The organism is Halomarina salina (genome assembly GCF_023074835.1).
GTDB classification, from domain to species: Archaea; Halobacteriota; Halobacteria; order Halobacteriales; family Haloarculaceae; genus Halomarina; species Halomarina salina.
Genome location: NZ_JALLGW010000002.1, coordinates 181,890 through 208,786 on the forward strand (window position 1 = coordinate 181,890; position 26,897 = coordinate 208,786).

At 67.4% G+C, this 26,897-nt stretch carries 24 protein-coding genes; 8 read left to right on the forward strand and 16 right to left on the reverse strand.

Annotation, left to right across the window (positions count from 1 at the left end; all coding sequences use genetic code 11):
* The first annotated feature begins 48 nt into the window (after nucleotides 1-48).
* The 5 genes from MX571_RS16760 (at nucleotide 49) to MX571_RS16780 (ending at nucleotide 5,788) form a co-directional block, all read left to right on the forward strand.
* Nucleotides 49-1,098, forward strand: coding sequence for a GNAT family N-acetyltransferase (locus MX571_RS16760; RefSeq protein WP_247418841.1), 1,050 nt, complete (start codon nucleotides 49-51; stop codon nucleotides 1,096-1,098).
* Nucleotides 1,098-1,916 (forward strand): FkbM family methyltransferase, encoded by an 819-nt coding sequence (locus MX571_RS16765; RefSeq protein WP_247418843.1) that lies wholly within the window; start codon nucleotides 1,098-1,100, stop codon nucleotides 1,914-1,916. The genes MX571_RS16760 and MX571_RS16765 overlap by 1 nt, the downstream gene beginning before the upstream one ends.
* 123 nt (nucleotides 1,917-2,039) lie before the next feature.
* Complete coding sequence (locus MX571_RS16770) at nucleotides 2,040-3,254, forward strand: carboxylate--amine ligase (protein ID WP_247418845.1); 1,215 nt, start codon at nucleotides 2,040-2,042, stop codon at nucleotides 3,252-3,254.
* A gap of 257 nt (nucleotides 3,255-3,511) precedes the next feature.
* Nucleotides 3,512-4,648, forward strand: a complete 1,137-nt coding sequence (locus MX571_RS16775) for a DUF2334 domain-containing protein (RefSeq protein ID WP_247418847.1) — start codon at nucleotides 3,512-3,514, stop codon at nucleotides 4,646-4,648.
* A 222-nt stretch (nucleotides 4,649-4,870) separates the two neighbouring features.
* Entirely contained in the window at nucleotides 4,871-5,788 is a 918-nt protein-coding gene (locus tag MX571_RS16780) for an alpha/beta fold hydrolase (RefSeq protein ID WP_247418849.1), read from the forward strand.
* Nucleotides 5,789-5,862: 74 nt separating this feature from the next.
* On the opposite strand, the gene MX571_RS16785 is transcribed toward MX571_RS16780, so the two are convergent.
* Nucleotides 5,863-7,458, reverse strand: a complete 1,596-nt coding sequence (locus MX571_RS16785; RefSeq protein WP_247418851.1) for a glycosyltransferase family 2 protein — start codon at nucleotides 7,456-7,458, stop codon at nucleotides 5,863-5,865.
* Between the two features lie 415 nt (nucleotides 7,459-7,873).
* On the opposite strand from MX571_RS16785, the gene MX571_RS16790 reads away from it, so the two are divergent.
* Together MX571_RS16790 and MX571_RS16795 are read left to right on the forward strand one after the other, a co-directional pair.
* Nucleotides 7,874-9,121: a glycoside hydrolase family 26 protein gene (locus MX571_RS16790; RefSeq protein ID WP_247418852.1), complete on the forward strand. Its 1,248-nt coding sequence runs from the start codon at nucleotides 7,874-7,876 to the stop codon at nucleotides 9,119-9,121.
* A gap of 113 nt (nucleotides 9,122-9,234) precedes the next feature.
* Complete coding sequence (locus MX571_RS16795) at nucleotides 9,235-9,789, forward strand: metal-dependent hydrolase (protein ID WP_247418853.1); 555 nt, start codon at nucleotides 9,235-9,237, stop codon at nucleotides 9,787-9,789.
* A gap of 42 nt (nucleotides 9,790-9,831) precedes the next feature.
* On the opposite strand, the gene MX571_RS16800 is transcribed toward MX571_RS16795, so the two are convergent.
* The 4 genes from MX571_RS16800 to MX571_RS16815 form a co-directional block, all read right to left on the reverse strand.
* Nucleotides 9,832-10,635, reverse strand: a complete 804-nt coding sequence (locus MX571_RS16800) for an aldo/keto reductase (RefSeq protein ID WP_247418855.1) — start codon at nucleotides 10,633-10,635, stop codon at nucleotides 9,832-9,834.
* 351 nt (nucleotides 10,636-10,986) lie between these two features.
* Nucleotides 10,987-11,613, reverse strand: a complete 627-nt coding sequence (locus MX571_RS16805) for a Rieske (2Fe-2S) protein (RefSeq protein ID WP_247418857.1) — start codon at nucleotides 11,611-11,613, stop codon at nucleotides 10,987-10,989.
* A gap of 75 nt (nucleotides 11,614-11,688) precedes the next feature.
* A complete protein-coding gene (locus MX571_RS16810; RefSeq protein WP_247418859.1) occupies nucleotides 11,689-12,876 on the reverse strand; it encodes an MFS transporter in 1,188 nt (395 codons plus the stop codon).
* A gap of 138 nt (nucleotides 12,877-13,014) precedes the next feature.
* Nucleotides 13,015-13,416, reverse strand: a complete 402-nt coding sequence (locus MX571_RS16815) for a helix-turn-helix domain-containing protein (protein ID WP_247418861.1) — start codon at nucleotides 13,414-13,416, stop codon at nucleotides 13,015-13,017.
* A 198-nt stretch (nucleotides 13,417-13,614) separates the two neighbouring features.
* On the opposite strand from MX571_RS16815, the gene MX571_RS16820 reads away from it, so the two are divergent.
* Nucleotides 13,615-14,076: a hypothetical protein gene (locus MX571_RS16820; protein ID WP_247418862.1), complete on the forward strand. Its 462-nt coding sequence runs from the start codon at nucleotides 13,615-13,617 to the stop codon at nucleotides 14,074-14,076.
* Between the two features lie 71 nt (nucleotides 14,077-14,147).
* Here MX571_RS16820 and MX571_RS16825 read toward each other — a convergent pair whose 3' ends face one another.
* The 11 genes from MX571_RS16825 to MX571_RS16875 all read right to left on the reverse strand — a co-directional run bounded on the left by MX571_RS16825 (nucleotide 14,148) and on the right by MX571_RS16875 (nucleotide 26,808).
* Nucleotides 14,148-15,236: an SMP-30/gluconolactonase/LRE family protein gene (locus tag MX571_RS16825; protein ID WP_247418863.1), complete on the reverse strand. Its 1,089-nt coding sequence runs from the start codon at nucleotides 15,234-15,236 to the stop codon at nucleotides 14,148-14,150.
* A 206-nt stretch (nucleotides 15,237-15,442) separates the two neighbouring features.
* Nucleotides 15,443-15,739: a twin-arginine translocase TatA/TatE family subunit gene (locus tag MX571_RS16830; protein WP_247418864.1), complete on the reverse strand. Its 297-nt coding sequence runs from the start codon at nucleotides 15,737-15,739 to the stop codon at nucleotides 15,443-15,445.
* A gap of 135 nt (nucleotides 15,740-15,874) precedes the next feature.
* Complete coding sequence (locus MX571_RS16835) at nucleotides 15,875-16,873, reverse strand: phosphoribosyltransferase family protein (protein WP_247418865.1); 999 nt, start codon at nucleotides 16,871-16,873, stop codon at nucleotides 15,875-15,877.
* Between the two features lie 486 nt (nucleotides 16,874-17,359).
* Nucleotides 17,360-18,034 carry a helix-turn-helix domain-containing protein gene (locus MX571_RS16840; RefSeq protein ID WP_247418866.1) on the reverse strand — a complete coding sequence of 225 codons (675 nt, stop codon included), beginning with the start codon at nucleotides 18,032-18,034 and terminating at the stop codon, nucleotides 17,360-17,362.
* 106 nt (nucleotides 18,035-18,140) lie between these two features.
* Nucleotides 18,141-18,587: a metal-dependent transcriptional regulator gene (locus MX571_RS16845; protein ID WP_247418869.1), complete on the reverse strand. Its 447-nt coding sequence runs from the start codon at nucleotides 18,585-18,587 to the stop codon at nucleotides 18,141-18,143.
* 64 nt (nucleotides 18,588-18,651) lie between these two features.
* Nucleotides 18,652-19,143 (reverse strand): ferritin-like domain-containing protein, encoded by a 492-nt coding sequence (locus MX571_RS16850; RefSeq protein WP_247418871.1) that lies wholly within the window; start codon nucleotides 19,141-19,143, stop codon nucleotides 18,652-18,654.
* A gap of 66 nt (nucleotides 19,144-19,209) precedes the next feature.
* Nucleotides 19,210-20,064 (reverse strand): alpha/beta fold hydrolase, encoded by an 855-nt coding sequence (locus MX571_RS16855; protein ID WP_247418873.1) that lies wholly within the window; start codon nucleotides 20,062-20,064, stop codon nucleotides 19,210-19,212.
* 150 nt (nucleotides 20,065-20,214) lie between these two features.
* A complete protein-coding gene (gene sufD, locus MX571_RS16860; protein WP_247418876.1) occupies nucleotides 20,215-21,480 on the reverse strand; it encodes a Fe-S cluster assembly protein SufD in 1,266 nt (421 codons plus the stop codon).
* Nucleotides 21,481-22,908, reverse strand: coding sequence for a Fe-S cluster assembly protein SufB (gene sufB / locus MX571_RS16865; protein WP_247418878.1), 1,428 nt, complete (start codon nucleotides 22,906-22,908; stop codon nucleotides 21,481-21,483). It abuts the gene before it with no gap.
* 29 nt (nucleotides 22,909-22,937) lie between these two features.
* Nucleotides 22,938-23,852 carry an ABC transporter ATP-binding protein gene (locus MX571_RS16870; protein ID WP_247418880.1) on the reverse strand — a complete coding sequence of 305 codons (915 nt, stop codon included), beginning with the start codon at nucleotides 23,850-23,852 and terminating at the stop codon, nucleotides 22,938-22,940.
* Nucleotides 23,853-24,003: 151 nt separating this feature from the next.
* Nucleotides 24,004-26,808 carry a DNA-directed DNA polymerase gene (locus tag MX571_RS16875; RefSeq protein ID WP_247418882.1) on the reverse strand — a complete coding sequence of 935 codons (2,805 nt, stop codon included), beginning with the start codon at nucleotides 26,806-26,808 and terminating at the stop codon, nucleotides 24,004-24,006.
* Between the last annotated feature and the right edge of the window lie 89 nt (nucleotides 26,809-26,897).

Genomic DNA, 26,897 nt, shown 5'->3' on the forward strand with positions numbered 1-26,897 from the left:
GTAGCCTCACCACTACAATGCGACCGTTGGGACACTCTGTTGACAGCTATGGACGTCAGCACCATCTCGGTCGACGAGTGGGAGGAGGAGGTCCCGGACGGGGGCGTCAGCGTCTTCCACCGGCCCGAGACGCTCCGCGTCGTCGACCGCCACGTAGACGGTGACCTGCGACTGTTCGTCGGCCACAAGGGAGACCGGCTGGTGGGGATGCTCCCCGTCTACCGGCGCGAGCACCCAGTCGGGTCGGTCGCGGTGTCCCCGCCGCCCGGCCTCGGCATCCCGCACCAGGGACCGATGCTGCTCCCGGCGAGTCCCAAACAGCGCAAGCGCGAGCGACTCAACCGGACGTTCACAGAGGCGGTCGTCGACGGACTCGACGACGACGCCCCGTTCTCGCTGCTGCGCGTCGTCTGCCTCCCCGAACACGCCGACCCGCGACCGTTCCGGTGGCACGGGTTCGACGTGGCGACGCAGTTCACCTACCGCCTCGACCTCGACGGAGTCACGACCGACGAGGTGCGAAGCGGGTTCAGTCGGAGCCTGCGACGCGAGATAGACGACGCCGCGGAGAAGCCCATCACCGTCCAGACCGAGGGCGTCAACGGCGCGCGCTGCGTCTACGAGGACTGCGTCGAGCGGTACGCCGAACAGGGGCGGGAGTACTCCCTGCCGTGGCGGTTCGTCAGGGACCTGGTCGTCGAACTCCGCGACCGGGCGCAGGTCTACGTCGCCCGCGGTCCGGACGACGAGTACCTGGGCGGAATCGTCGCCCTCTACGGCGACGACACCGCGTACTTCTGGCAGGGCGGCGTCCGCCACACCTACGACGGCGCGACGACGAACAGCCTCCTCCACTGGGAGATACTGCAGGACCTCGTCGACCACGACACGGTCGAGCAGTACGACCTCTTCGGCGCGAACACGGCGCGGCTCTGCGAGTACAAGTCGAAGTTCGGCGGGCGACTGGTACCCTACTACCGGGTCGAGTCCAGCGGGCCGGGCATGGCGCTCGCGAAGTCCGCCTACAGCCTCGCTGGCCGACTCGGGTCGGTGACGAACGGCGGGTCGCAGGGGCGGGCGTCGAGCGAGTCCGACTGATGCAGGCGACCGAACGCCTCTGGCACGCGAGTCGCCGCCTCGGCGTCGACGCCGTGGTGTCGTGGCTCTACTGGCAGGCGAAACTGGCCGCCGGGCGCTGGCGGCACCACACCAGCGTCGGCGACGCGACGGCCACCTTCAGGACGACGACGAAGACCGAGTACCTCCGGGCGGCGACGCTGCTGGGCGAACGGGAGGTCGTCGAGGCGTTCGTCGCGGGCCTCGACGGCACGGAGACCGTCTGGGACGTGGGTGCCTGCGTGGGGACGTACGCTTGCCTCGCGGCCGACCGCCTCGCGAACGGCCACGTCGTCGCGTTCGAGCCGGAACCGACGAACCGGGCGCGACTGGTCGCGAACCTCGACGCGAACGCACCCGAGACGCGCTGGACGGTCGAAGCCGCCGCGCTGACCGACCGCGACGGGACGGTCACGCTCCGGCGCGGCCCCGTCGAACCGGGGAGCGGCCACCACTACCTCGCACCGAGTGAGCCGACCAGGACGGGAGCGACCGACAGGACGAGCGTCAGTGTTCCCGGCCGCCGCGGCGACACGCTCGTCGGGTCGGGAACGCCACCGCCCGACGTGCTAAAGCTGGACGTACAGGGCGCGGAACTCGACGTGCTCCGGGGGCTGGGGAACGTCCTCGACGGCGTCGAACGCATCTACGCCGAACTCCACGTCGAGAAGTCCGCGCGGTACGAAACGTCGGCCGACGCGGTCGAGTCGTTCCTCGAAGACAGCGGGTTCGCCCTCACCCGGTTCGGTCCGCCGGACTACAATCGGGCGGGCGTCTACCACGTCGTCGCCCGACGGTGAGCGTCGCGGGAGCGTCACCGACCGGGACCGGTGTACGACGGCGTTTCGGACGGCGAAACTGACGACTGCGGGGTGCAACCACCGGTCGCCTTTTTCCAGCGGTGGGGGCAACCCCTTCGCCAGATGGGAACACCGCCACAGTCCTCCGTACTCGTGCTGGACAGTCAGGCACAGAACTCGCTCGCGCTGAGCAGGACGCTCGCCAAGAAGGGTGTGAGCGTCACTGCGGGAGGGAACACGCGATACCTCCCGGGGATGCTCTCGAAGTTCACCGACGCGTCGTACGTCCACCCGAACGAACGCGCGGACCAGGCCGCGTTCGTCGACGACCTGTACGACCACCTCCAGCGCCACGACTACGACGGCGTGTTCGCAGTGACCGACCTCGTGACGACGGTGCTGGCCCGTCACAAGGCACGACTGTCGGAGACGGGGACGCCCATCGGCGTCGAAGACTGGGAGACGCACCTCGACGCGAACGACAAGGGCCGACTGTTCGAGGCCGCCGAGGACGTCGACGTGCCGACACCGGCGACGTGGGCACCCGACTCGGTCGACGACGTCGACCGAGTCGCCGAGGAGCGAACGACGGCGGTCGTCGTCAAACCCCGACGGACGACGACCCACACGGGCGACCGGGGACACTCCAGTCGGCTCTCGGGGTCGAACTACGTCGGGGTCGACGAGGACCTTGTCGAGCGGTACCGCCACCTCGTCGGCGACAGCGAGGCGTTCGAGGCCCACCCGCCGCTCGTTCAGGAGTACGTCGACGGCGTGGAGACGATGGCGACGGTCGGACTGGCCCACGACGGCGACCTCCTCACCCACTTCCAGCACGAGAAGTACCGCGTCTACCCGCCCTCCGGCGGCATCGGCGCGGTCCGGCGCGGGACCTGGGAACCGCGGATGCGACGCTACACGGAGCGCGTCGTCGAGATGCTCGGCTGGACGGGACCGCTCCACGTCGAGTGGATGAAGACGGCCGACGGGGACTTCTACCTCCTCGAAGTGAACGGACGGTACTGGGGGTCGCTCGCGCTGACCATCAACAGCGGCGTCGACGTGCCGTGGTACCACCTCCAGCAACTCCGCGGCGAGACGCCCGAGATACCGCCAGACGTCGGCTATCGCACCGACGTCCGCCAGCGAAAGCTGTTCTACACGGACCTGCTCTGGCTCCGGGAGAACTTCCGGGAGGGGCGCTACTCGGCGCTCTTCCCCTTCCTTGCTTCCTTCTTCACGACCCGCGAGGAGTTCCTGTCGCTCTCCGACCCGCTCCCCCTGCTGGGCGTCCTGCCGCGAACGCGGAACGTGCTGGGCGGCGGGAGCGTCCGCTGAGGTCGGATGGCCACGTCTCGACTCCCGCCGTGGCCCGTTCGGCCGAGAAGCGAGTCGATAACCGTCGGTTCAGCCCGCCGGAGAGCGCCGTCTCCGACCCCGGTACGGGTAACCGCTCCGCTACCGACGCCGACTCCACGACGCTACGGGGGACGATTGCTCCACGGGCCGCCGCCGAGCAGGAAACGATGTACCTCTCTACCGTGACTATCTAAAAAGAGAGATTAACAATCTGTCAGTAGATTCATCCATACCGTATGCAACGCGAGCGGTCATCTCGTGGGGGGAGCGACGACACCAGCCCCAGCTGGGGGAACTGGTCGACGAGTCGGGCGGTTGCGTGGACGCTGGTCGGCAGCGTCCTCGTCCTCGCGCTCGCCGGGTTCGCCACCGGCGTCCTGGTGATGCCCGGTGGGGCCGACGGCGGGGGCGTGGGCGACGCCAGCGGCCCGACCGGTGGCGGGGTGGTCGGTGACGTGACGACCACCGCACCGACGACCGACGGGTCTCGGTCCGGCGGCGGGGCCGCGGGCGACGGGACCGACGGCGGCGCGGCGACCGAGTCGCCCGCGACGACCGCCGAGGAGCCGAAGACCTGGACCGAGTACGACGGTATCGTCGTCTTCCGGAACGACGACATCCAGCCGTACTACCGGAGCGAGACGATGCGCGCCGTCGACCAGACGTTCGTCGACGAGGGCGTCCCCGTCACCCTCGGGGTCATCCCGCAGGTGAACGGCGAACACAGCATCACCGAGAGCGACGTCTGCACGTACCTCCGCGAGCGAGCGCGCGAGAACCCCGACATCTTCGAGTTCTCGCTCCACGGCTACACGCACGAGAAACGTACCGACTTCCACGGCGGGAGCGAGTTCGGCGGCCTCGACCCGACGACGCAGCGCGAGTTCGTCGAGGACGGCACGCGGACGCTGACCGACTGCGTCGGCGAGCGGCCGACGACGTTCGTCCCGCCGATGGACTCCTACGACGAGGCGACGGTCGACGCCCTCAGCGCGGAAGGTTACACCACCGTCTCCGGCGCAGGCTGGTTCACCGCCGACTACTACGGCACCTCGGAGGTGTTCCAGCAGGGCGGCCTCGTCCACGTCCCCAACGACGGCGGGTTCGTCGCCAACTGGACGACCGGGGAGTTCCACGACCCCGCGACGCTCGAACAGCGCTTCGACTGGGCCATCGAGGACGAGGGGCTCTACGTGCAGATGCTCCACTACCAGGACTTCGACACGCCCGAGCGCCTCGAACAGCTCCGCGAGTTCCTCCAGTACGTGAAGGGCTACGGCGACGTCCGCTTCATGACGGTCGGCGAACTCGGCCAGCACGTCGCCGACGGGACGGCCCGACAGACCGACGACGGCTGGGAAGTGTACGAGTGAGCAGCCGCGGTCGACCCTCGCTGCGATAGCCAGTCTCTCTTCTCGACCCCGAATCGACCCCGACCCGAAGCCGTGAGCGGACGCGCTCGCCCGCGGCTCCGGGTCCGGGAGCGGCTGATGCGCCACCTCGCTCCGCTGGTCCACCGAAGACCCCGCGACCCCCGGAGACACCACACAACACTACCGAAGAGGGTTATCCCCGTCGGAGACCTACTCCTTCGGATGGCGACGATACGGACGAATGGCGTCGAGACGTACTACGAGCGACGGGGGAGCGGCCCCGCCGTCGTCTTCGTCCACGGGGCGATCGTCGACGCCCGTCAGTGGGCACCGCAACTCGACGCGCTGAGCGACGAGTACACGACCGTCGCGTACGACGTCCGGGGACACGGTCGGACCGGTGGCTCCCCTCGAAACTCGTACTCCATCGACCTGTTCGCCGACGACCTGGCGGCGCTCGTCGACGGGCTGGGACTCGACCGACCCGTCGTCTGTGGGCTCTCGATGGGCGGCTGTATCGCCCAGGCGTACGCGACGCGATACCCCGAGGCGCTATCGGGCCTCGTCCTCGCGGACACGTTCACGCCCGAGGTGCTCTCCCGTGGCGACTGGCTCCAGCGGTCCGTCGCGTTGCGGGCCACCGTCCCGCCGGTCCGGCTGCTGGGCTACGAGCGCGTCGAGCGGGCGATGGTGTGGCTCCAGGAACGGTTCCAGCGGGGCGTCAGCGGCGACTACGAGAACGTCCGGCGACTCCGTGACGAGGGACCGACGATGACGGCCGACGAGTTCGCGAAGGTCGTCCGCGCCGTCGCGTCGTTCGACGAGGCCGTCGTCGACCTCCGTGCCATCACCGTACCGACGCTAGTCCTGTACGGCGAGAACGAGACGGCGACCGTCCGGCAGCACGCCGAGCGACTGGGCGAGGAACTCCCGGACGTCCGCGTTCGAGTAGTTCCGGAGGCGGGCCACGTGTCGAACCTCGACGCACCCGACTTCTTCACCGACGCGTTGCGAGCGTTCCTCGCGGGGGACGTCCGCTCGAACGACCACCCGAACGAGAACGAGGAGGGCCAGCGTGACGAGACCGACGGAGAAGCGGTGGAGGGTGAAACCGCGACCGGCGCGGGCGGAGACGAGTAGCGCGAGGACTGAACGGTGAGAAGCGGCGGAGTCAGCGACGGTGCGAATCGGGCCAGCGTCGTCGGGTACGGGACTCAGGCGCGGTCGGCGGTCTGGTCCTGTGCCATGCGCTTCACGCTCGCCCAGTCCCGGTCGGTGTCAGAGAGCGTGTAGACGGCGCTCATCGCGATGACCACCGCCTGGAACAGCGGGTAGGCGACGACCAGCGGGAGGGCGTACGGGACGAGGCGGAGGCTCTCGCCTTCGAGGCGGAGCGCCAGCACCGTCACCAGGCTGCCGACGAACGCGAAGAACGCGAGCATCCCGGCGATCTCGCTCCCGTTCCCGCTCAGCAGGCCGACCGTGACCGCGACGAGCATCAGGACGCCGACGAGCGGGGCGAGCAGCATCGTCAACACGTAGAACGGGAAGACGAACCGGTGGAGGTAGCGAGTGTCGTCAGAGACGAACACGTCGCGGTGTTTCCAGAGCACCTCCAGGTTGCCGCGGTTCCAGCGGAGGCGCTGGCGGTAGAGGTCGCGCCACGAGTACGGCGCTTCGGTCCACACCTTCGCCGTCGTGTGTTTGACCGTCCAGCCAGCCCGCAACACCTTGATGGTGAGGTCGAAGTCCTCGGTGAGCGTGTCCCCGTCGTACCCGCCAGCCTCGACGAGGGCCTCGCGACGGAACGCGCCGAGACAGCCCGGAACGACCGGGATGGCTCCGAAGAAGTCGAACGCGCGACGGAACGTGTTGATGCCGAGGATGTACTCCAGCGTCTGGATGCGGCTGACGCCGTTCCGGCGGTTGACGACCCGAACGTCGCTCGCGACCCCCCCGACCTCCTCGTCCTGGAACGTCGCGACGGCCGACGAGAGCGCGTCCTCCTGGACGAAGCTGTCGGCGTCCACCACGACGACGATGTCGCCGTCGGTGCGTTCGAGGCCGTAGTTCAGCGCCGCGTGCTTCCCCTCGTTGACCGTGCTGTGGACGGTGACCTGGCCGCCCGCGTAGGCGCGTGCCTCCTCGAACGTCCCGTCGGTGCTCCCGTCGTCGACGACCAGCACCTCGAACTTCTCCGCCGGGTAGTCGGAGTCCAGCAGGTGGTCGATACAGCGTCCCACGTACCCCTCCTCGTTGTAGGCCGGGACGAGGACCGAGACGGTTGGCAGCGACTCGGTCGGGCCGAGCGTCGCCTGCTCAGACCGGTGCTGGTAGACGGCGAGGGGCACGACGAACCAGAGGTAGAGGAAGAACGTCGCGAACGAGGCGAAGAAGACGGCGGCGAACACCGCTCCGGTCGAACTCGTCAGCCACGCGACCACGCCGACGGCGGCGATACTCACGACGCCGACCCACAGCGGGAGCCGCGGACCCGTGCCCGAGGCGGCCGCTCGCTGGAAGGCGAGCGTCGTCAGCACCGTCGACGCCGAGACGCCGACGACGACGACCCAGAACGCGCTGTCGACCGTCAACGCGTGCGCGTCGTGCAGCACCGTCGAGAGGACGACCACGATGCCGCCCGCCCCACAGAGCCACAGCGGTACGCGGAGGCCGAACACGCGGTCGAACGTCGGGCCCCACCGCCGGGAGGCGAGCAGCACCGCGCCGACGACGAGCGTGATCGCACCACAGCTCAGCAGTAGCCACGACGGGAGGAGGTACCCGCCGACGAGAGCCGAGCTCAGCACCAGAGCTACTCCCGATACGACGCCCGGCCTGGCGTACTCACGCACTCGTTCACCGGTCATCCGTCACCCCCGCGGAGGCGCCCGCCGTTCTCCCCACGGCGAGGTCCGGCACGCCCGGTGGCGACCGAGCGCGTCCGCTTCGACGGCTGCTGTTCGGTGACGACACCGGGAACCGTCGGGAGACGGTCGACTGCACGCTGATGGAATCCCCACATCTAGTGAGAGTCTCGATAGTCAGCGGCTTTGTTACGCTCAGTTTTTATTTCTCGCCTGATGATGTATGGTAATCAGCCCGAGGTTACTCCACCCTGCTCTGCGGATATCCTCGGAATAACGAGCCCTGTGGACGGTTATCGGTCGAATACTCCGGGCTATCTCGGCCATAACAATCCCCCTACACGTCGGACCGAACAGTATGGATAGGCGGACGTTCCTCAGTCTCGGGGGCGGCGTGCTCGGCGTGCTGGTGGGCGGTGCCCACCTCGGCGACGCGCTGTCGCGGCCGCGAGACGAGGACGAGGGAGGGAACACGACGGGTCCGTCCACGACGCCGTCGGCGACGGAGGCGACGGAGGCGACGGAACAGTCGACGACCGAGGAGAGGCAACCGACGGAGACACCGCCACGGTCGTTCGAACCACGGGACGGTGACCTCCTGCTCGGAACGAGTCCACAGACGCTGAACGTCTCGGCGCTGTCGGCCCTCGAACGCTGGCAGGGGGGACAGAACGCGGTCGTCGCGGTGTACGTCGACGTGGGGGCGTCCCGCGAGGACCTGCTCGGTTTCGCCGAGTCCGTGTTGACCTCCATCTGGGAACACGGGAACGTCCCGCACGTCATCTGGCAACCGTACGTCGACGGACGCGAGGGGACGCCGGAGACGATTCCACAGGACATCGCCGCTGGGGACCACGACCGACTGCTCGACCGCTGGGCTGACGTGCTCGAACGGTGGCTCCGCCCTCACGACGGACCGGAACGCCGACTCTACCTCAACTTCGCCCCGGAGATGAACGGCGACTGGGTCCCGTGGGACGACTCCGCTGGCGGGACGACCGCGGCGGACTACGCGGCGATGTACCGGCACGTCCACGACGTCGTCATGGCCCGCGACCTCACCGAGCGCCACGTCCAGTGGGTCTGGGCCGTCAACCACACCGGTCGCACCTCGTCGCCGCTCTCGGCGTTCTACCCCGGCGACGACTACGTCGACTGGTGTGGCGTCCACGGCTACAACTGGTCGAACTGGGGTGGCTGGAAGTCACCGGAGCGGGTGTACGGCCGGACGCTCGACGAACTCGCCGGCGTCAGCGACAAGCCCGTCCTCGTCTCGGAGTACGGCTGTTCGTCGGAGGTCGAGAGCGGGCACGACCCGGCGAAGAAGGGCGAGTGGATACGCGACGTGTTCGCGTACTTCCGAGAGCGAGGCGTCGGGATGGCGCTGTGGTTCAACCACGAGAAGGAGACCGACTGGGCGGTGTTCGGCGGGTCGCGAGGCACTGAGCGGGTGACCATCGACGGGACCACCTACGACGCCTACCGGGAGTACCGCGAGGCGGTCGGGGCGGACTGGGTGCTTCCCGCCTACCCGGACCACCCGCGACGGCTCACCGACGCCGAGTTCCGGGGGGCGTTCGACGAGGCGACCGTCGAGGTGGAGTGAGGAACGCGCCGGACGCGAACCGTCGAACCACCGTCAGGAGGGACGTCCGTTCCCGCGTGACAGTCTTCACGGAAGCCGATGGCTCTTTCCGGGCGGTGGCTGTACTGCCGGTGATGTGGCCATGGGGACACGCCGCGCTGGGCTATCTCGTCTACGCGATACTCCGCCGGGGACGCGGTCGCCCGTGGCCGCCGAGTGACGTCACGGCCATCGCGCTCGGTATCGGGACGCAGTTCCCAGACCTCGTCGACAAACCGCTGGCGTGGTCGCTCCACCTCCTCCCGTCGGGGCGCTCGCTGGCGCACTCGCTCATCACGACGACGCTCGTCGCCGTCGTGGTGCTCGCGCTCGCCCGCCGGTACGACCAGCGCGTGCCCGCCTGGGCGTTCGTCGTGGGCTACTACTCGCACCTCCTCGGTGACGCGCTCCTGCCGCTGTTACAGTTCGACACGGCGTTCCTCACCTTCCTCCTGTGGCCGCTCCGGCCACCGCCGCCCTACCAGATGGACTCGAACTTCATCGAACACTTCGTGAACTTCAGTCCGTCCGGGTTTACGCTGGTCGGGATGGCGCTGGCGCTGTCCACCATCGCGCTCTGGGTCACCGACGGCCTCCCGGGACTCGGCTGGCTGGCGAAGGAGCCGCGCCGTCCGACGAGCGACGACTGAGAGCCGGGTCGTGAGAACGGTCGACGGCAAGTGAAACGGCCCTCAGTCCTGGTTCCAGGGCGCCTCGTCGAAGTCGACGAGTCGCTCCTCGCGCTCGATGCCGTCGATGCGCTCGATATCCTCGTCGTCCAGGTCGAGGTCCTGCGCCTCGTAGTTCTCGCGGATGTGCTCCTCGCCGGTCGCCTTGGGGATGGCCACGACGTTCTCCTTGGCCAGGAGCCACGCGATGCTCACCTGCACCGGCGTCGCGTCGTGTTTCTCCGCGACCTCCTGCATCTCCTCGACCTCGTCGACCTTCCCGCGGGCGATGGGACAGTAGGCGACGAGCAGGTGGTCGTCCTCGACGGCGTACTCCTGCAGTTCCTCCTGCTGGAGCAGGGGATGCATCTCGACCTGATGGGCGAAGATCGGGGCGTCGAGGTGGTCGTTCGCCTCGTCGAGCTGGTCGGGAGTGAAGTTCGACAGGCCGACGTGTTCGATGGCGCCCTCCTCGCGGAGTTCGTCGAGCGCCGAGAGCGTCCCCTCGGGGTCGTACGTGTCCATCGGCCAGTGGACGTACATGAGGTCGATGGTGTCCACGTCAAGTCGCTCGGTGCTCTCCTCGGTCGTCTCCAGCACGTCGTCGTGCGCGCAGTTGTCCGTGTCGAGTTTCGAGGCGAGGAAGAGCTCCGAGCGGTCCACGTCCGCCTGAGCGATGCCGTCGCCGACCGCCGCCTCGTTGTCGTACATCTGGGCGGTGTCGACGTTACGGTAGCCCACGTCGAGCGCCGTCCGGACGCTCTCGGCGCACTGCTCGTGGTCCTCGTTCTGGTACGTCCCGAGACCGAACCGCGGCATCTCGTCCATACCCGAACCGGGGCCTCGTCGGTACTGAATTCCCGGGTACCGGAACCGATTGTGGGATGCGGGTCGTGAGCGTCGGTCGTCGGCCGGTCGGTCACTCGACGGGCGGGGTCAGGTCGGGTCGGGTCGACCCGACGAACCCCAGAGAGCGACCGCTACTCGGCGCTGGAGTCCGGCGAGGGCCCGGCGTGGGTTCGGCGAGAAACCGAGAGAACTGACTCCCTGGGCGGGGCTACCGGGAGTCGAGCGAACTGCTGCCTTTGACACGTTCCCCTTCTACGGGGAGTGGACCATCACGAGTCAGCCATATATGACTTTGGAAAATGTACTCCTTCTGAGAACAACGCGGCCTACCTACCGTCCGGGGCGACGACACGACTCGAACCGGTCGTCGGTCAGGAACACCTCGTCACCCCGGACCTCGACGTCGATAGGGCGCAGCGACTGCCCGCGACACGGACCGTGCGTGCAGAAGCCGTCGTCACAGTTGAAGCGCGCACCGTGGTTGTCACAGACCAACTGGCCACTGGCGACGAACGCGCCCATCCCCTTGTCGAGGCGGACGTCGGGTTCGTGGGGACAGGAGTTCTCCCACGCGATGACGGCGTCACCCTGCCGCTGTGCGATGCCCTCGACACCGCGTCGGCCCGCGAGCGCCTCGAAGCGGAGCGTCGTGCGCTCGGGGACGTCCGCCAGCGGCGCGAGGTGGAGCGGGTCGGTCGCCGTGTCGGAACCGGTTCCGGTGCGCGCCCGTCCCGCACTCGCCTCCTCGTCCGCACCCGCCGTGTCGTCGCTCCTCTCCTCGTCTGCACTCGTCGTGTCGTCGTTCACCTCCCCGTCCTCACGCGGGCCACCTCGCAGGCCGGTGACGTCGAACCGGAACGTGGCTCCGTCGACGCCGACCGACCCCTCGTCGTCGTAACAGCGCATCGACCGCTCCTCGTCGTCCGTCTCGACCGTCACTCTGACCGGGTCGTCCATCTCGGACGGTGGTTCGCCACGCCGGGGGATTACCGTGTCGAGTCACGCCCGAGCGGAATCGGTCGGCGGGCCAGTTCACGTCCGCAGTCTGACCGCCAGGAGCAGGCCCGTCGCCGCCAGCGTCGTCCCGCCGAGCAGCCCCCAGGCGAGTCCGTAGCCGCTCGTCTCGACCAGCAGGCCGAACAGCGGCGGGGCGACGAGCCCGCCAGTGTTGATGGCCGTCTGTCCGCCGGCCGTCGCCCCGCCGATGTCGTCGTCGGCGACGAGCGCCGAGAGACAGGCGTAGAACACGCCCGTCGCGCCGTGCATCGAGAGGCCGAGACAGACGAAGACGGCGACAACGACCGGCAGCGACCGGTCGCCGGTGGCGAGGACGGCGAGCAGCGCCGTGGCGACGGCCATCTGTCCCAGCGCGACGGTCGCCGCGCCCTTCGCCCCGCCCAGTCGGTCGGCGAGGGGCCCGGCACCGATACGGCCGACGCTGCCGGTGACCTGGGTCACCGCGAGGACGACGCCGCCGACGGCGGCGCTCGCACCCACCGCGTCCTGCACGTAGAGGACGGTGTAACCGAGCATGGAGAAGACGGACGCCCCGAGGAACAGCCCCGCGGCGACGAGGAGGACGTAGGCGCGGTTCGCCCGGAGTCCCGATACGTCCGGCAGGCTGAACTCGCCGGTTCCGGCCGACCCGTCGTAGAGGGCGACGAACCCGAGCGCGTACCCGCCCGCGAGGGCGGCGACGACCCAGAACCCGACTTGCCACGCCGCGACGGCGGCGACACCGGTGACGACGAGCGACGCCGCACCGCTCCCGACGGTGACGCCGACCTGCTTCAGCCCCATCGCGAGGCCCTGCCGACCGGGCGGCGAACTGGCGACGATGGCGCGGTTCGAGGCGGGCATCGCCGTCGAGTAAGCAGCACCCAGCACCGCGCCAGCACCGAGCAGGAGGCCGTACGACGGGGCGAGCGAGACGCAAATCGACGCGACGGCGAGCGCGACGAGGCCGAGGACCATCGTCCGTTTCTCGCCGAATCCGTCGACCGCCGCTCCGCTCGGGAAGAGGCCGACGGTGTACCCCAGCAGGGCGGCGGTGAGGAAGACGCCGACGAGCGACTCGGAGAGCGAGAACGCGTCCCGGATGACCCCGGTCGCGGCGAAGATGGTGTAGTAACAGAGGCTCGCGGCGGTCTGCCACCCGGCGACCGTCGCGACCGACCGCCACCCGCTCGACGCACGACCGACCTCCGACTCGGTTACCACTGCACGCCGGTCGGTGGCTAGGTGGGGTAAGGATGACGAGTCCGGCCGGTGGTTCCGCTATCGGTCTCTACCGTGCTATCGCGTTCTGTCGGCAGTGGAATCAGTGGAGGGGAGCGAGAAGAGAGAGGAGGGACGCGCTCACTTCTCGGCGGTGGCCGTCGACGGCGGGTCGTCGTACTTCGTCCTGAACTCCTGGATGAGCTGGCCCATCTTGGCGTACCAGTCGTTGAGCAGTCGCTGCATGTCGTCGGCCACCTCGTCGGCGGCGACCGGTTCGAACACGTGGTAGTAGCCGCCGTCCTCGTAGTTCACCTGCTCGCGCTGGACGAACCCGGCGTCGAGGAGGCGCTGGATGGAGCGGTAGGCGGTCGTCCGCTCCCGGTCGACGTTGTCTGCGACCTCGTCGACGGTCAGCGGCTCCGACGCGTCCACGAGCACGCCGAACACGTTCCGGTCGAGGTCCTTGAGACCGTGGAAACACTCCAGCAACCCCTCGCACTCCATGTCCTGCCGGAGCATCTCGTTCATCGAGTCGGGCATTCCTGTACCGACTGAGACGCTTCGCGCGAAAAAGCGTTGCGCAGTTCGTGAACGACTGCAGGACGCGGGGCGACTCGGACGGTCAGGTTGATTTGTCCCGCCGCCACAGTCCGCCCATGACCGTCGCAGACGACAGACGCCGCTCCGGGACGGGAGCATCGACGCCGACAGGTGACTGGCGAGACCCGGTGACGACCGATGAGTGAGGAGCGAGTGACGGCCATCGCCGAGCGGACCGGCCGACTGCTCGACGAGGTGAATCTGCAGGTCGAACAGTTCGACGCCGCGGACGAGCGGACCGCGTTCCTCGGCTACGTCGGCCACGCGGACGACCCGGAGGAGGTCTTGCGGGAGACCGCAGCACCGGTCGTCGGGGCGTTCGCGGCGGCCCTCGACGAACGGGACTGGCCCGAGGCCGTCGACGGCCTCGTGGTCCGGGCGTACGACCCGACCGAGGCCCCCCACAGGCGCGAGGGCGCGCTGGAGTGGGAGGTGTCGACGGCGCTCGCCGGACGGTACGCCGCCGGCGCTCCTGCCGAGGAACTGGACGAGTCCGACGATACGGAGTCACTCGAAGCGGTCGTCGCGGAAGCGGTCGGGACCGCCCGAATGCGCTACGCCGACGGCCGCGTCGAACCGCTGTCGCTCGGCGAGCGCTAATATACTCGTCCGGCGTCTCCACCGCTCGACCGTCGCTCTCCTCGGGGGACCTCACTCGGCCGTCTCTTCGCTCACTCCAGCGGGTAGCGTCGAACGCTCGACCCGAACAGCGAGCCGAGGTAGAGCGCTCCGTCGTGTGTTGTCGCGGACGTGACGCCGAACGTGTCGCCTCCGGGGTCGTGGAGGCTCTCGACGACGTCACCGTCCTCGTCGAGTCGGAGGACGAGGCCGTACGGCTCGACGTCGATCTCCGTCGCCGAGGCGGGGAGCTTCCCGAGCTGTCGAACCACCCACGGGTACTGGTGGAGCGTGTCGAGGACGTCCGCGCGGAGACTCGGGATGGCGACCCAGTACGTCCCGTCGTCGGCAACGTCGATGTTGTCCGGGAAACCGACGAGGTTCTCGGCGAACGGTTCTGCCTCGCCCGCTCGCTCGCCGTCCACCCAGTAGCGCGTGACGCGATACCGGGACGTCTCCGTGACGAGCAGGGAGTCGCCCGCCGGTCCCGGCACCACGCCGTTGGCGAACCCCAGTCCGTCGAGTTCGACGGTCGTCTCCCCCGTGTCGGGGTGGTAGGCGAGCAGTCGGCCCGTGTCCCGGAGCTCCCACAGTTCGTCCTCGAACCGCTCGTGGACAGTCGCGTCGGTGAAGTACACCGTCCCGTCCTCGGCGACGTGGACGTCGTCGGCGTACGCGATCTCCTGACCGCCCGCACTCGTCGCGAGCGCCGTCGCCTCGCCGTGGGGGGCGACCGAGAGCAGGCCCGCGTCCTCCCCGGCGACGAGCAGGTCGTCACCGTCGCCCTCGAACGTCAGTCCGAGTGGCCGCCCGTCGATGTGGGCGAACACCTCGACGGTGGCGTCCGTCGTCGAGTCGTCGACGGGGTCGGCCGTCCGGTAGACCCGGCCGTCGACCGCGCCCGTGTAGAGGCGTCCGTCGTCGTCGAACGCGACGTCCTCGGGGCCGCCGACGCTGACGACGGGGTCGAGCCCCGCGAGTTCGTCGTTGGCCGCCAGCGCTCCGCTCATGGCTGGAGCCGTGGGCGGAGTCCAGCCAGCGGGGTCGAGACGCGACTCGCGCGACCGGCCCAGTGCGACGGCGCTCCCGAGTACCAGCCCTGTCGCGACGAAGGGGTGTCTGCGGAGGAGTCCGAGTACCATGACCACACAACACACGTGGGCCCGGGAAAGGTGTTCCTGTCAACGACGGACGAGAACGAGTCCGTCGGACGTGAGCGGCGCGTCGGCTCGTGTCGACACGCGACTGCTCGCGCCGGACGGGTCGCTCGCGGACAGTCGCGGGAGCGTGTGGTATCGGGCGCTGGAGGGCGGTCGCTCGGGTTCGGAGAAACCGGGAGAGAAAGGGGTTACGCCGTCTCGGTGTCGGTGTCGCGGTTCTGGTTCGTCTCGGTCGCGGTGTCAGCGGAGGTCGACTCCTCCGTGTCCGCCTCCTCCTCGTTGGTCCCCATTGCGTCGCCTTTCATCTCCTGGAGTTCGTTCTCCATCTCCTCACGTCCCTTCTTGAACTCGCCCATCGCCTGTCCCGAGGAGCGGGCGAGTTTCGGGAGCTTGTTCGCTCCGAACAGCAGGACGATGATGAGCAGGACGACGAACACTTCGATGCCCCCGGGGATGCCCGGGAACAGTGGTACGATCGATGGCATGGTGTGAATCGCTACCTGACCATTCGTCCTGCCACTTGTAGGTCTTCCCCCCATACACTGAGCCTCGCTACGGATTGTCGTTCGGCAGCGAACCGGTCTGGAAGCGGGAATTTCTCCGCTTTCCGACCACCTCGCCTACCGGTTTCGGTACTTGTGGGCCGCCATCGTGACCGTGTTGTAACTCCAGGAGGCGACGTACATACTCGCCCGCGTGACGAACGTGACGGGTTCGGTGGCGAGGCGCGAGAGGTAGTCGTTGCTCTTCGTGTACGCCTCGGCGACCATGCCCGGCCGGAACATCTCGTTGGCCTCGTAGCAGAAGACGGGTTTCCTGGCGTACTTCGTTATCTCGTTCGCCTGGTGCGGGTCGCTCTCGATGAACAGTTCCGCGTCGGTCTCGTCGTAGATACGGGCCTTGAACCGGGCGTGGTCGGCCCGTCGCTGGCGCTCCTCCATGCTCGACGCCTGGCACATCACGAGCTCTTCGTACTCGATACCGTGTTCTGCGAGCCACTGTTCGGTCTCGGGGCGGTACTTCTCCAGCCGGTTCGTCACCAGCCAGCCCACCCGCTCGGTGGGGACGATCTGTGGCTCGACCGTGGTGATGAACTCCCGGTACTTCGGTCCGTCGTCGTTCTCGTCGGCGGTCGGGTCGCGACAGAGCACGCCGTCGATGTCGATACACGAGTGTTTCAACATCGGGTGGTGCATCAGGTTCCACTCGAACACGCGCGGCGTATCGACGACCTCCGCCCAGTGGTCGACGAAGTTGTGGCCGCGCTTCGAGATGTAAATCGCGGCGTACTCCAGTTCGAACGAGAAGTTCTCCTCGGCCAGTCGCGCCTTCGTCTCCGTCATCTGTGTCCCGGACTTGACCGAGTCGTCGAGGACGAGTACGCGGTCGATGTCCTCGAACGACGACACGCTCCCGTCGTAGCGGTGGCCGGTCTGGAGCAGTCGCTCCTCGCAGAGACCGTCGACGTCCGTCATCGGCCGGTCGAGATGGAGACAGAGGAGGTTCGCCGCGAGGAGTCCGCTCCTCGGAATCCCGACCACCAGGTCGATATCACCCGGTAAGGACTGTGCCAACTGTCGCGCGGACGCGCCCAGGTCCGAAACGCTCCTGTAATTCATATTGTTCTCCCTCTTTTCGTCTACCTCCATTGCTAAGGGTGCATTACTTGATAAACGACAGGAACGACGAAGCAGTAGCTGACGCCAACGGACCGAGGGAGCACCGCCGACCACCCGCCGATGGACCCCGATAGTGGAAACCGACCGGGTCCCGGCGAACCCGTGTCGCATCGGACCGAGCGGTCGTTACGACCGAGGCGTTTCCGAACCCTAAACTCATCAGCGTCAAAGTTCGCTATCCGTATCTGTAATCGGCTCTCGTTCAGGATTGCACAGCGCACCGTCCTCGTTCGCGGTGGCTAACACAGTTTACCGATGTCGAAGGGTCCGACTTCCGGCCGTGATTGCTCGAACGGAGCCTGTAAGCAGGTCTTACTGTCCTCCCGGTGGGACAGACGGAGCTCCGTATGCGTCTGCACGCCGTTCCTTTCCCGAACGAACATTCCGGTCGGGTCCACGCCCGGCGACCGTCCTGGTCGCAGACCCTCAGCGCCGGGCCGTGGGTGCCACCTCGGACGACTGACCGACGACGAGCGTCTCCTCGACGAGCGCTTCGAGCCCCCGGCGGAGCCGTTCGGAGAACGCCTGGTGTGAGATACCCTCCTCGCGAGCGATCTCCTTGAGCGAACAGCGACGCGGGACCGCGAAGTAGCCGTGTTCGTGAGCGGTGACGATGGCGTCGTACTGTGCGCCGGTGAGTCCGTACCGTGCCGACGGGTCACCTTCCATCTTCACGATGGAGAGCAGGTCGAACGTCAGCCCGTGGTCGTGGCAGAACTCGTTCGCCGTCGCGAGCGAGTCGTGGTCGGGAAACAGGATGCGAACGACCCATCGACTGTCCTCGGTGACGGCGCTCAGAATCGTCGCGTGGCTGTTCGTCAGCATGTGGGTGATGAGCTGGATGTGGTCGACCCACTCCATCCGGTAGAGCCACTCGTCGTCGAACGCACTCAGCAGCGAGACGTCGTTCGCGCTCGAATCGGCCAGTAGCGCACGTTCGAGCGCGTCACCGTCCGGCGCACGCGCCCACAGCAACGGCATCACGTTCTCGCCGGACTCGACGATGCGCTCGCACTCGAACGACGCGTCCGGGACCGCGTCGAGCGTCTCCCAGAGCGCGAACTCCTCGGCCGGTATGGCGAGCGTGGCGACAGTACCCATACCCCAGGGTACGGCGTCAGCGAACATGAACAGTGACCTCCGAGCGAAAACAGGACGAACCGGAACGGAACGACCGTCGACGACGAGTCGCTGCGGAGCGAATCGGTCAGTCGGCGGCTTCGGAGTCGGCGAGCGGGTACTCCGCTTCGAGCAGCGTACAGACGTCGGCCTCCGGGTTGAAGCAGTCGGGACACTCACCCTCGCGGTCGATGATAGTGTCGAGTCGCTCCGCGACGGTGTCGTCGATGACGCTCTCTAGCTGGTGGGCCTCCATCCGGAACTCCTCGACGTCGAGCACCTCGACGAGGAACCGCTCGATGATGCAGTACGTCCGCAGCGCGTCGCGGGCGCGGACGATGCCCTCGTCGGTCAGCGAGACGCCCTTGTACTTCTCGTGGTCCGCGAGGCCGCGACCCTCGAGTTTCCCGATCATCTCGTTGGCGCTGGCGGGGCTCACGTCGAGTGCGTCCGCGAGCCGACCGGTCGCCGCGGGTCCGTTCTCCTGCTCCTGGATGAGGTAGATGGCCTTCAGATACTGGTCTGCAGTGTTCATGGCTGCCTCCGTGGGGGCGTTCGTCGGTCGTCCGTCGCGCTTCGTCTCGGCCGCTGGCTGTCGCTCATTCGCGGGTCTCCATCAGTCTGGTGACCTCCTCGACGCCCTCCGCCTCCTCCTCGCGGATGCGTGTGAGCGTCTCGACGAGTCGCTCGCGGTCGACGCTGAACTGGGCGTCCGAGGCCTCGATGGCCTCCAGCACGTCGTCGTAGAACTTGTACGCCGTCTCCTCGTTGCAGAGCTGGTCGTAGAGGACGCCGTCGAAATCGTCGGGCTTCGTCTGGCCGTACTGCGCCTCGACGAGCCCCTCTATCTGGTCGAACGGCACGCTCTCGGCGTCCAGTTCCGCGACGAGCGCCTCCAGTCGGCCGCGGTGGGCCGCGGACTCCTCGGCGGCGTGTTCGAGCAACGCCCGCACGTCGGCGTCGAGTTCCGCGTCGTCCATCGTCTGGGCGTGCTTGTGCGCTCGGGCCTCGACCACCTCTTCGAGCACCATCCCGATCTGCAGGAGGCGGGCGAGCTGGTGGTCCGAACGGACCTGCCGCGTGACGCTCATCGGTCACACGGACGGGTGCGTCCGGCGAACGGTTCTCTCATGCGTCGAGATGGCGCGGGCTGACAGTTAAGTCGTTCCCTCGGGCAGTCCGCCCCAGAAGGCGGCGAGGAGCGCCGTTACCGCCGCCGGACGCTCGACGCTCGGCAGGTGGGCAGTCGCGTCGACGACCTCCAGGCGGACCCGAGGGACCTCCCCGACGAGCCGCTCGACGGCGTCGTGGACGCTCGGCAGGTCGTACTCGCCGACGACCACGAGCAGCGGGACCGCGAGGTCGGGCAGTCGCTCGACGGCCGGCGGGTCGAGGTCGCTCGCGTCCTCGCGTCGACCGGCCGCCTCCCGGCGCAGTGCCGCCTCGTCCATCTCCGTCACCCACTCCCGGACGGGGTCGGGGACGACCGCCTGCTCCCGTTCCGGGCCGACCAGCCACAGCGCCACCTCGTGTTCCGCCGCGGCCCGAAACTTCCCCGCCTCGAACGCCTCGACGGACGCCTCGTACCGCTCGGCGACGCCGTCCCAGACCGGCGAGTCGGTCGGCTCCTCGTAGTCGTGGCCGCCGACCGTGGGACCGACGAGCGTCAGCGAGCGCACCCGCTCGGGTCGTTCGAGCGTCGCGTCGAGCGCCACGCCCGCGCCGAACGAACAGCCGACGAGGTGGACGTCGTCCAGGTCGAGAGCGTCGAGCAGTGCGAGCAGTTCCTCCCGGTGGGTCCCCTCGCCCGTCGCTCGTGACTCCCCCCATCCCTGCAGGTCGTAGCGAACCGTCCGGTAGCGGTCGGCGAGCGCCTCGACCTGCGGGTCCCACATCCGGCGGTCGGTGATGCCGCTGTGGACGAACACGACGGTGTCGCCGCCTCCCACATCGTCGTACGCGAGGGTCGCCGACCCGGCGTCGAGGCGGTCGCCGCGAGTCGATGTGGTCATCGTCGCCGAAGACGACGAGCGAGGGGATAACGCTGTCTTCGATTCGAGTGGTCGCGTCGCCCGGCGCTGGTGAGGCACATCGGCGGGACGAGTGGGTCGCGTCGCTCGGGCGGCAGGTCGAAGAAAAACGGGTATCGCCGCGGTGGCTGCTCAGTCGAAGCGCGACGCGAGACGGTCGCGGATACGCTCCTGGAGGTCCTCGCGCAGTTCCTCGACCTCGATCTCTTCGAGGACTGGGACGTAGAACCCTTCGACGAGCATGTTCTTCGCGAGCTGCGGCGGGATGCCGCGCGAGGTCATGTAGAACAGGTCCTCCTCGTCGACCTGCCCGACCGTCGCGGAGTGGCTCGCCTCGGTGTCGTGGTTGTTGATGATGAGCTTCGGGGAGGCGTCGGCCTCGCTCTCGTCGCTCAGCATCAGGGTGTTCTCGCGCTGGTACGACGACGTGTCCCAGGCTTCGCGACCGACGTTCTGGACGCCCTCGTACACCGAGCGCGCCCGATCGTCGATGACGCCGCGCGTGACGAGGTCCGCCGTCGTGTGCTCGGCGTTGTGCCAGACGCGCGCGTCGACGTCGAAGTGCTGGTCCTCGTGGCCGTAGAACGCCCCGATGATCTTCGCCTCGGAGCTGTCGCCGTCGAGGTGCGTCTCGACGGACGACTTCGTCAGCCGCGAGCCCACGTTGCAGTCGATGAAGTTGACCGTGCCGTACGTGTCGACGGTCGCCTCCTTGAGCTGGTAGTTGTACGTCGTGCGGTCGAGGTCCTGCAGCGAGCCGTACTGGACGTAGGCGTTCTCACCGCCAGCTACCTCGACGAGTCCGGAGTAGTAGCGGTTCCCCGCCCGGCCCTCGCCGTCGTCGCTCGCGCGTCGACGCTCGGGGTCGACGGCCGCGCCGCCGGTCTCCTGGCGTTCGAAGATGGTCACCGACGAGGACTCCTCGGCGACGACGAGCGTGTAGTTGAACAGCGACCGACTGTTCATCGTCGTCCGGATGGTGACGTCCTCGGCGTTCACGCCCTCGGGGACGTGGATGACCGTCCCCGTGGTGAACAGGGCCGTCGACATCGCCGTCAGGTAGTTCGTCTGCGGGTCGACGACGCTCCCGAAGTGCTCCTCGACGAGTTCCTCGTGTTCGTCGAGCGCCTCCGCGAACGACAGCACCTCGACCTCGTCGGGACCGACCTGGTCCTTCTCCTCGGCGGCGTTCAGCGGGTCGACGAACGACTCGAAGTCGAGTTCCGCGAGGTTCGTCCACTTGCGTCCCGGCGTCTGGATGACCGCCGGGAAGTCGATGTCGTCGAGCGCGTCCAGCGCGTCGAGACGCGTCTGGAGGAGCCAGTCGGGCTCGTCGAGCGACTCCGATATCTCTCGAACCTGCGCTTCCGTCAGGTTCGCGTGTACCTGCGTGCTCATCTATCCGAGCGAACCCTCCATCTCCAGTTCGATGAGGCGGTTGAGTTCGACCGCGTACTCGATGGGCAGCTCCTCCGTGATGGGTTCGATGAACCCGGCGACGATCATCTGCTTGGCGTCGTCGTCGTCCAGTCCGCGCGACTGGAGGTAGAAGACGTCCTCGTCGCCGATCTTCCCGACGGTGGCCTCGTGGGCCACGTCGACCTTCGACTCCTCGATCTCCATGTACGGCATCGTGTCGGAGGTCGACTCGTTGTCGAACATCAGCGCGTCACACTCCACGCTCGTCGAGGAGTGCTCCGCACCGTCGGCGATGTGGACGAGGCCGCGGTAGTTCGTGCGACCGCCGTCCTTGCTGATGGACTTCGACTCGATGGTCGACTTCGTGTTCGGCGCGTTGTGGTACACCTTCGCGCCGGTGTCGATGTTCTGGTCCTCGCCCGCGAACGCGATGGTGATGTGGTTGTCCGTCGCGCCGGGACCCTTGAGGATGGTACACGGGTAGAGCATCGTGGCCTTCGAGCCCATGCTGCCCGACACCCACTCCATCGTCGCGTCCTTCTCGCAGATGGCGCGCTTCGTGTTGAGGTTGTACGTGTTCTTCGACCAGTTCTGGACGGTCGAGTACTGGACGTGGGCACCCTCCTTCACGAACACTTCGACGCCCCCGCTGTGGAGGTTGAAGCGCCCGTACTTCGGGGCCGAACAGCCCTCGATGTAGTGCATCTCGGAGTTCTCCTCGGCGATGATGAGCGTGTGCTCGAACTGGCCCATCCCCTCGGAGTTCATCCGGAAGTACGCCTGCACGGGCATCTCGACGGTGACGTCCTCGGGTACGTAGACGAACGACCCGCCGGACCACACCGCGCCGTGGAGCGCGGCGAACTTGTTGTCGCTGGGCGGGACGCACTTCGTCATGAAGTACTCCTTGACGAGCTCTTCGTGCTCCTGGACCGCCTTGTCCATGTCACAGAAGATGACGCCCTTCTCCTGCCAGCGCTCCTGCATGTTCTGGTAGACGATCTCGGACTCGTACTGTGCGCCGACGCCCGAGAGCGCGTTGCGTTCGGCCTCGGGGATACCGAGCTTCTCGAACGTGTCGCGGATCTCCTCGGGGAGGTCCTCCCAGGACTCCTCGCCGCCGCGCGTGTCGATGTCCGGGCGGATGTACGGGACGATCTCGTCCACGTCGACCTCGCTCAGGTCGGGCTGGCCCGGCCAGTCGGTCGGCATGGGCATCTCCTGGAACTGTCGCAGCGCGCGGAGGCGCCGCTCCAGCATCCACTCCGGTTCGTCCTTGTCCTCCGAGATGAGCCGGATGGTCTCCTCCGTCAGGCCCTTCTCGGACTGGAACGCCGACTTCTGCTCTTTCTTGAACTCGAAGCGGGCTTCCGTGTCTGTCTCTTTGAGGTGGTCGTCTGAACTCATGGTGTATTGGGGTTCGGTCTCTAGACGTTTCAGGCTGTCTCGTACACTTCCTCTCGCACCCAGTCGTACCCCCTGTCCTCCAGCTGCTCGGCGAGTTCGGAGCCGCCACTCTTGACGACCTTCCCGTCGAGCATGATGTGGACGTGGTCGGGTTCGACGTAGTCGAGGATGCGCTGGTAGTGCGTGATCTGCAGGATGCCGGTGCCGGTCTCGTCACGCAGGGCGTTGATGCCCGTCGCGACGTCCTGCAGGCGGTCGATGTCGAGGCCGGAGTCGATCTCGTCGAGCACCGCGATCTCGGGTTCGAGGATGGCCGCCTGCAGCACCTCGTTCTGCTTCTTCTCGCCGCCGGAGAAGCCGGCGTTGAGGTACCGCTGGGCGAACCGCTCGTCCATGTCCAGCTGCTCCATCTTCTCGGCGAGGAGCTGCTGGAACTCGGCGACGCCGACGTCGCCGTCGTCGGCTGGGCCTTCCATCGGCGAGGTGTCGTAGCCCGTGTCCTCTTCCTCGCTCTCGTCGCTCTCGTCGTCCGCCTCGAACAGCTCCTCGCGCTCTTCGAGCTTCGCGTTGAGCGCCGTCCGGAGGAAGTTCACCATCGTGACGCCCTCTATCTCCGCCGGGTACTGGAACGCGAGGAACACGCCGAGCGCGGCGCGTTCGTTCGGTTCGAGGTCCAGCAGGTTCCACGTGCGCTTGTCCTCCGGGATGTCGAAGTCCTCGCCGAAGTCGTCGGCTTCGAGGTGGATGAGCACCTCGCCCTGCGTCACCTCGTAGGCCGGGTGGCCCGCGATGACCTTCGCCGTCGTGGACTTGCCCGACCCGTTCGGTCCCATGAGCGCGTGAATCTCGCCCGCCTCGATCTCGAGATTCACACCCTTCAGAATCTGTTCCCCGCCGTCCTCTGCGACCTCTGCGTGGAGGTCCTTGATTTGTAACCGTGCCATGATGAGGAGTCCTCTTGTCGGTATCAGGGTCGGTGCGTGCGGGGGATAATGGTTTCGTATTCGCCCGGTTCGAGTTCCGAGAACGGAAACGAATCTTTCCGTATGAGAAAGGGTGTCGGGGGTCGACGCCTCCGAAGCCGACGACTCTGCGTCAGCCGAAACTTCCGAGTCCCATCTGCGTCTGTCCCGACTTCACCTCGTCCCACGACACCCCGATGGCTTCGAGGATGCGTTCGATGGGTCCTTCGAGCGTCTTGTCGAGCATCTTGTCCCAGTCCACCTCGAACTCCGCGGGTAACTGGTCGGCGTACTCGATGCAGATGACGTCCTCCTCCCTGCGGAACTCGCGGTAGAGTTCGTTCGCCTGGGTCGAGAGGTCCTGCTCGGTCTCGACTCGGTCGTAGAAGTCGTTGTGGACCCGCGCGAGGTAGAGGCGCTTGGGCTTCGACCCGCGGGCGAAGTTGGTCCCCAGCAGGAGGTTCGCGTACTTCGCGCCGCGGACGTGGGCGGTGTCGGTGTCGTAGTCGTCGAGGCGCTTCCCGATACCGCCGGGGATACCCACCTCCTCGACGCTGATGTCGCCCGTCTCGAACCGCTGGATGGTGTCGTGGACGTAGTCCTTCACGCCCTCGATGTCGCCCTCCTTGACGATCATCTCCAGCACCCGCTGCTGGACTTCTTTCGTGATGGGCGCGATGTCCGACCGCTTGTACTCGAAGCCGGTGATGTCGATGTCGTCGACGTCCTTGCCCTCCTTCCAGACGATGTGACCCGCGTAGCGTTTCTTCTTACCCGCCTGGAAGAATCTCCTGTAGAGTTTCTCGAACTCGATCTGGAACCGGTGGTCCTGGGCGTTCATCTCCGCCGCGAGGTCGTCGTAGGAGGCGTTGATGCGCTCTTCGAGGTCGAACGACCGCTCGATGGCTTCCTCCTTCGAGACGCCCTCGCCGAGTTCAATCATCACCGAGTCGGTGTCGCCGTAGGCCACCTCGTAGTCCATCTCTCCCACCGTCTCCTCCGTGAACTCGATGACCTTGCGACCCGTCGCCGTCACCGCCGCGCCCATGTCCTTGTCGTAGAGGCGGAACCGGTCCCACCCCAGGACGCCGTACAGCGAGTTCATGATGACCTTCACCGCCCCCTGCTGGCGGTCGTAGGTCTCGTAGGCGTCGCTGCCAGCTTCGTTCTCGTCGCGCAGGCGCTTCTTCTCGTCACGCTCTGCGAGCAGTTCGGTGACCATCTCCCGGATGATGCCGTCCGGTTCCTTCCGGAAGTGCATCCCGTTGGGCGCGACGAACGTGTCCCCGTCGAACGTCTCGGGGTCGACCTTCGTCTCCGGCGAGGCGTTGATGGTCACCATGCACATCGGGTACAGCGACTTCAGGTCGAGGACGGAGACCATCTCCTTGACGCCCGTGATGGGGTCGAACACCGCGCCACCTTCGTAGTCCTCCGACTCCACCGCGCCCTTCGAGGGCAGCGCGAACTCGCCGTGGACCTTGTGGAGGATGTACATGTCCACCGCGTCGCCGGGCGTCGTCGCGTCCTCCAGTTTCGCGCCGACGAACGTGGCGACCTCCTCCCAGAACGGGACGATGTTCTGTTTCCGGTCGAGTTCGACGCACAGCTCCACGTCACGCAGGTTGTACTCCAGCAGTCGCCCGGGGTCCTGTTCCCACAGGTCGCCGATGTCGCCCGCGTAGCGCTCCTTCCCGACGCCCAACTCCGCCTCGCCGACGGCGTCGAGTCGGTAGCTGTCGAGTTCGCTGATCTTGATGCGCTTGTAGGCGTACAGCAGGTCGAACGCGACGCGGCCCTTGACGTTCGGCCCCTGCCAGTCCGAGCGCCACACCTCGTTCACGCGGGAGAGGCGGTTCGAGTCGAGGTCGTCGGGCGCGTCCGGCCCGTCCGAGAGCACGTCGATGCGGTCGAGCAGGTACGGGGCGTCGAAGTCGGTGAAGTTCCACCCCGTCAGCACGTCGGGGTCCGTCTCGTCGACGTAGTCGAGAAACGCGTTCAGCAGCGCCTCCTCGGCGTCGAACCGGCGGACGTCCACCTCGGGACCCTCCCGAAGCGGGTCGTAGTCGGGGAGCGAATCCGGCCCGGACTCGCCGTCGGGCGCTTCGTACAGCCAGACGACGTACTCGTCGCGGTAGCTGTCGTGGCTCGTGAGACAGATGATGCGCTCCTCGCCGTCCTCGGGGAAGCCGTTCCGGTCGTCGACCTCGATGTCGAACGTGTTCACCCGGAGGTCGGCCTCGACGTCGACCGCCCGGAGCTCCTGGTGGGGGACGTCGATGACGCCGTCGTCGTTCCTGCGAGCGGGGACGCGGACGCCGCTCGTGATGTCCTTGTCGATGAGCAGGCGGTTGGGGAACAGGATGTCCGCCTCGTAGTGGTCGAACCGGTCGCGCAGTTGCCCGACGTCTCGCGGCGTCTGTCCGGTGACCTTCACGAGCGTCTCCCCGCGGATGGACTCGTAGGTGACGACCTCCCGAGCGTCGTCGCCCGACAGTTCGGGGTCGAGGTCGCCCGCCGTCTCGACGCCCGTGATGCGCTCTTCCATCAGGCGGTCGTCGGTGAACTGCGTCGACAGCAGCGGTTCGTCGCCGTCCGCTTCGGCACCGTCTCCGTCGCCCGCGCGTTCGAGGTCCGCCAGCGGCGTGTAGAAGTACGGTGGGAACTCCCGGACGCGGACGTGTTCGGTCTCGTTCTCGCTCGTCCGACCGAACACGTGGAGGACCGGGTGTTCCTCGCGACCCGCGCCCTCGATGGTGTAGTCGACCTGCGTGACCGCGAGTTCGACGGTCCCGTCGGGGTCGGGGTAGCGGTAGTCGGAGGTGTCGACGACCTCCGGCGCGAGACCGCCCCCGTCGCCCGCGATGGCCTCGGCCTCCTCCTCGGGCCTGGCCGTGTCGCCTCCCGCCGAGAAGTCGGCGAGCCCACTCTGTTTCATGTTGTGCGAGATTCGAGGCCTCCAGTAAAAACCCCCGCGGTCGTCGGCAACGAGGGACCGACGCTCGCGCCGGTGTCGAGGGCTCGGTA

Coding starts and splice junctions, on each gene's coding strand:
- MX571_RS16760 (WP_247418841.1), top strand. CDS start 49: ATGGACGTCAGCACCATCTCGGTCGACGAGTGGGAGGAGGAGGTCCCG.
- MX571_RS16765 (WP_247418843.1), top strand. CDS start 1,098: ATGCAGGCGACCGAACGCCTCTGGCACGCGAGTCGCCGCCTCGGCGTC.
- MX571_RS16770 (WP_247418845.1), top strand. CDS start 2,040: ATGGGAACACCGCCACAGTCCTCCGTACTCGTGCTGGACAGTCAGGCA.
- MX571_RS16775 (WP_247418847.1), top strand. CDS start 3,512: ATGCAACGCGAGCGGTCATCTCGTGGGGGGAGCGACGACACCAGCCCC.
- MX571_RS16780 (WP_247418849.1), top strand. CDS start 4,871: ATGGCGACGATACGGACGAATGGCGTCGAGACGTACTACGAGCGACGG.
- MX571_RS16790 (WP_247418852.1), top strand. CDS start 7,874: ATGGATAGGCGGACGTTCCTCAGTCTCGGGGGCGGCGTGCTCGGCGTG.
- MX571_RS16795 (WP_247418853.1), top strand. CDS start 9,235: ATGTGGCCATGGGGACACGCCGCGCTGGGCTATCTCGTCTACGCGATA.
- MX571_RS16800 (WP_247418855.1), bottom strand. CDS start 10,635: ATGGACGAGATGCCGCGGTTCGGTCTCGGGACGTACCAGAACGAGGAC.
- MX571_RS16805 (WP_247418857.1), bottom strand. CDS start 11,613: ATGGACGACCCGGTCAGAGTGACGGTCGAGACGGACGACGAGGAGCGG.
- MX571_RS16815 (WP_247418861.1), bottom strand. CDS start 13,416: ATGCCCGACTCGATGAACGAGATGCTCCGGCAGGACATGGAGTGCGAG.
- MX571_RS16820 (WP_247418862.1), top strand. CDS start 13,615: ATGAGTGAGGAGCGAGTGACGGCCATCGCCGAGCGGACCGGCCGACTG.
- MX571_RS16825 (WP_247418863.1), bottom strand. CDS start 15,236: ATGGTACTCGGACTCCTCCGCAGACACCCCTTCGTCGCGACAGGGCTG.
- MX571_RS16830 (WP_247418864.1), bottom strand. CDS start 15,739: ATGCCATCGATCGTACCACTGTTCCCGGGCATCCCCGGGGGCATCGAA.
- MX571_RS16835 (WP_247418865.1), bottom strand. CDS start 16,873: ATGAATTACAGGAGCGTTTCGGACCTGGGCGCGTCCGCGCGACAGTTG.
- MX571_RS16840 (WP_247418866.1), bottom strand. CDS start 18,034: ATGGGTACTGTCGCCACGCTCGCCATACCGGCCGAGGAGTTCGCGCTC.
- MX571_RS16845 (WP_247418869.1), bottom strand. CDS start 18,587: ATGAACACTGCAGACCAGTATCTGAAGGCCATCTACCTCATCCAGGAG.
- MX571_RS16850 (WP_247418871.1), bottom strand. CDS start 19,143: ATGAGCGTCACGCGGCAGGTCCGTTCGGACCACCAGCTCGCCCGCCTC.
- MX571_RS16855 (WP_247418873.1), bottom strand. CDS start 20,064: ATGACCACATCGACTCGCGGCGACCGCCTCGACGCCGGGTCGGCGACC.
- sufD (WP_247418876.1), bottom strand. CDS start 21,480: ATGAGCACGCAGGTACACGCGAACCTGACGGAAGCGCAGGTTCGAGAG.
- sufB (WP_247418878.1), bottom strand. CDS start 22,908: ATGAGTTCAGACGACCACCTCAAAGAGACAGACACGGAAGCCCGCTTC.
- MX571_RS16870 (WP_247418880.1), bottom strand. CDS start 23,852: ATGGCACGGTTACAAATCAAGGACCTCCACGCAGAGGTCGCAGAGGAC.
- MX571_RS16875 (WP_247418882.1), bottom strand. CDS start 26,808: ATGAAACAGAGTGGGCTCGCCGACTTCTCGGCGGGAGGCGACACGGCC.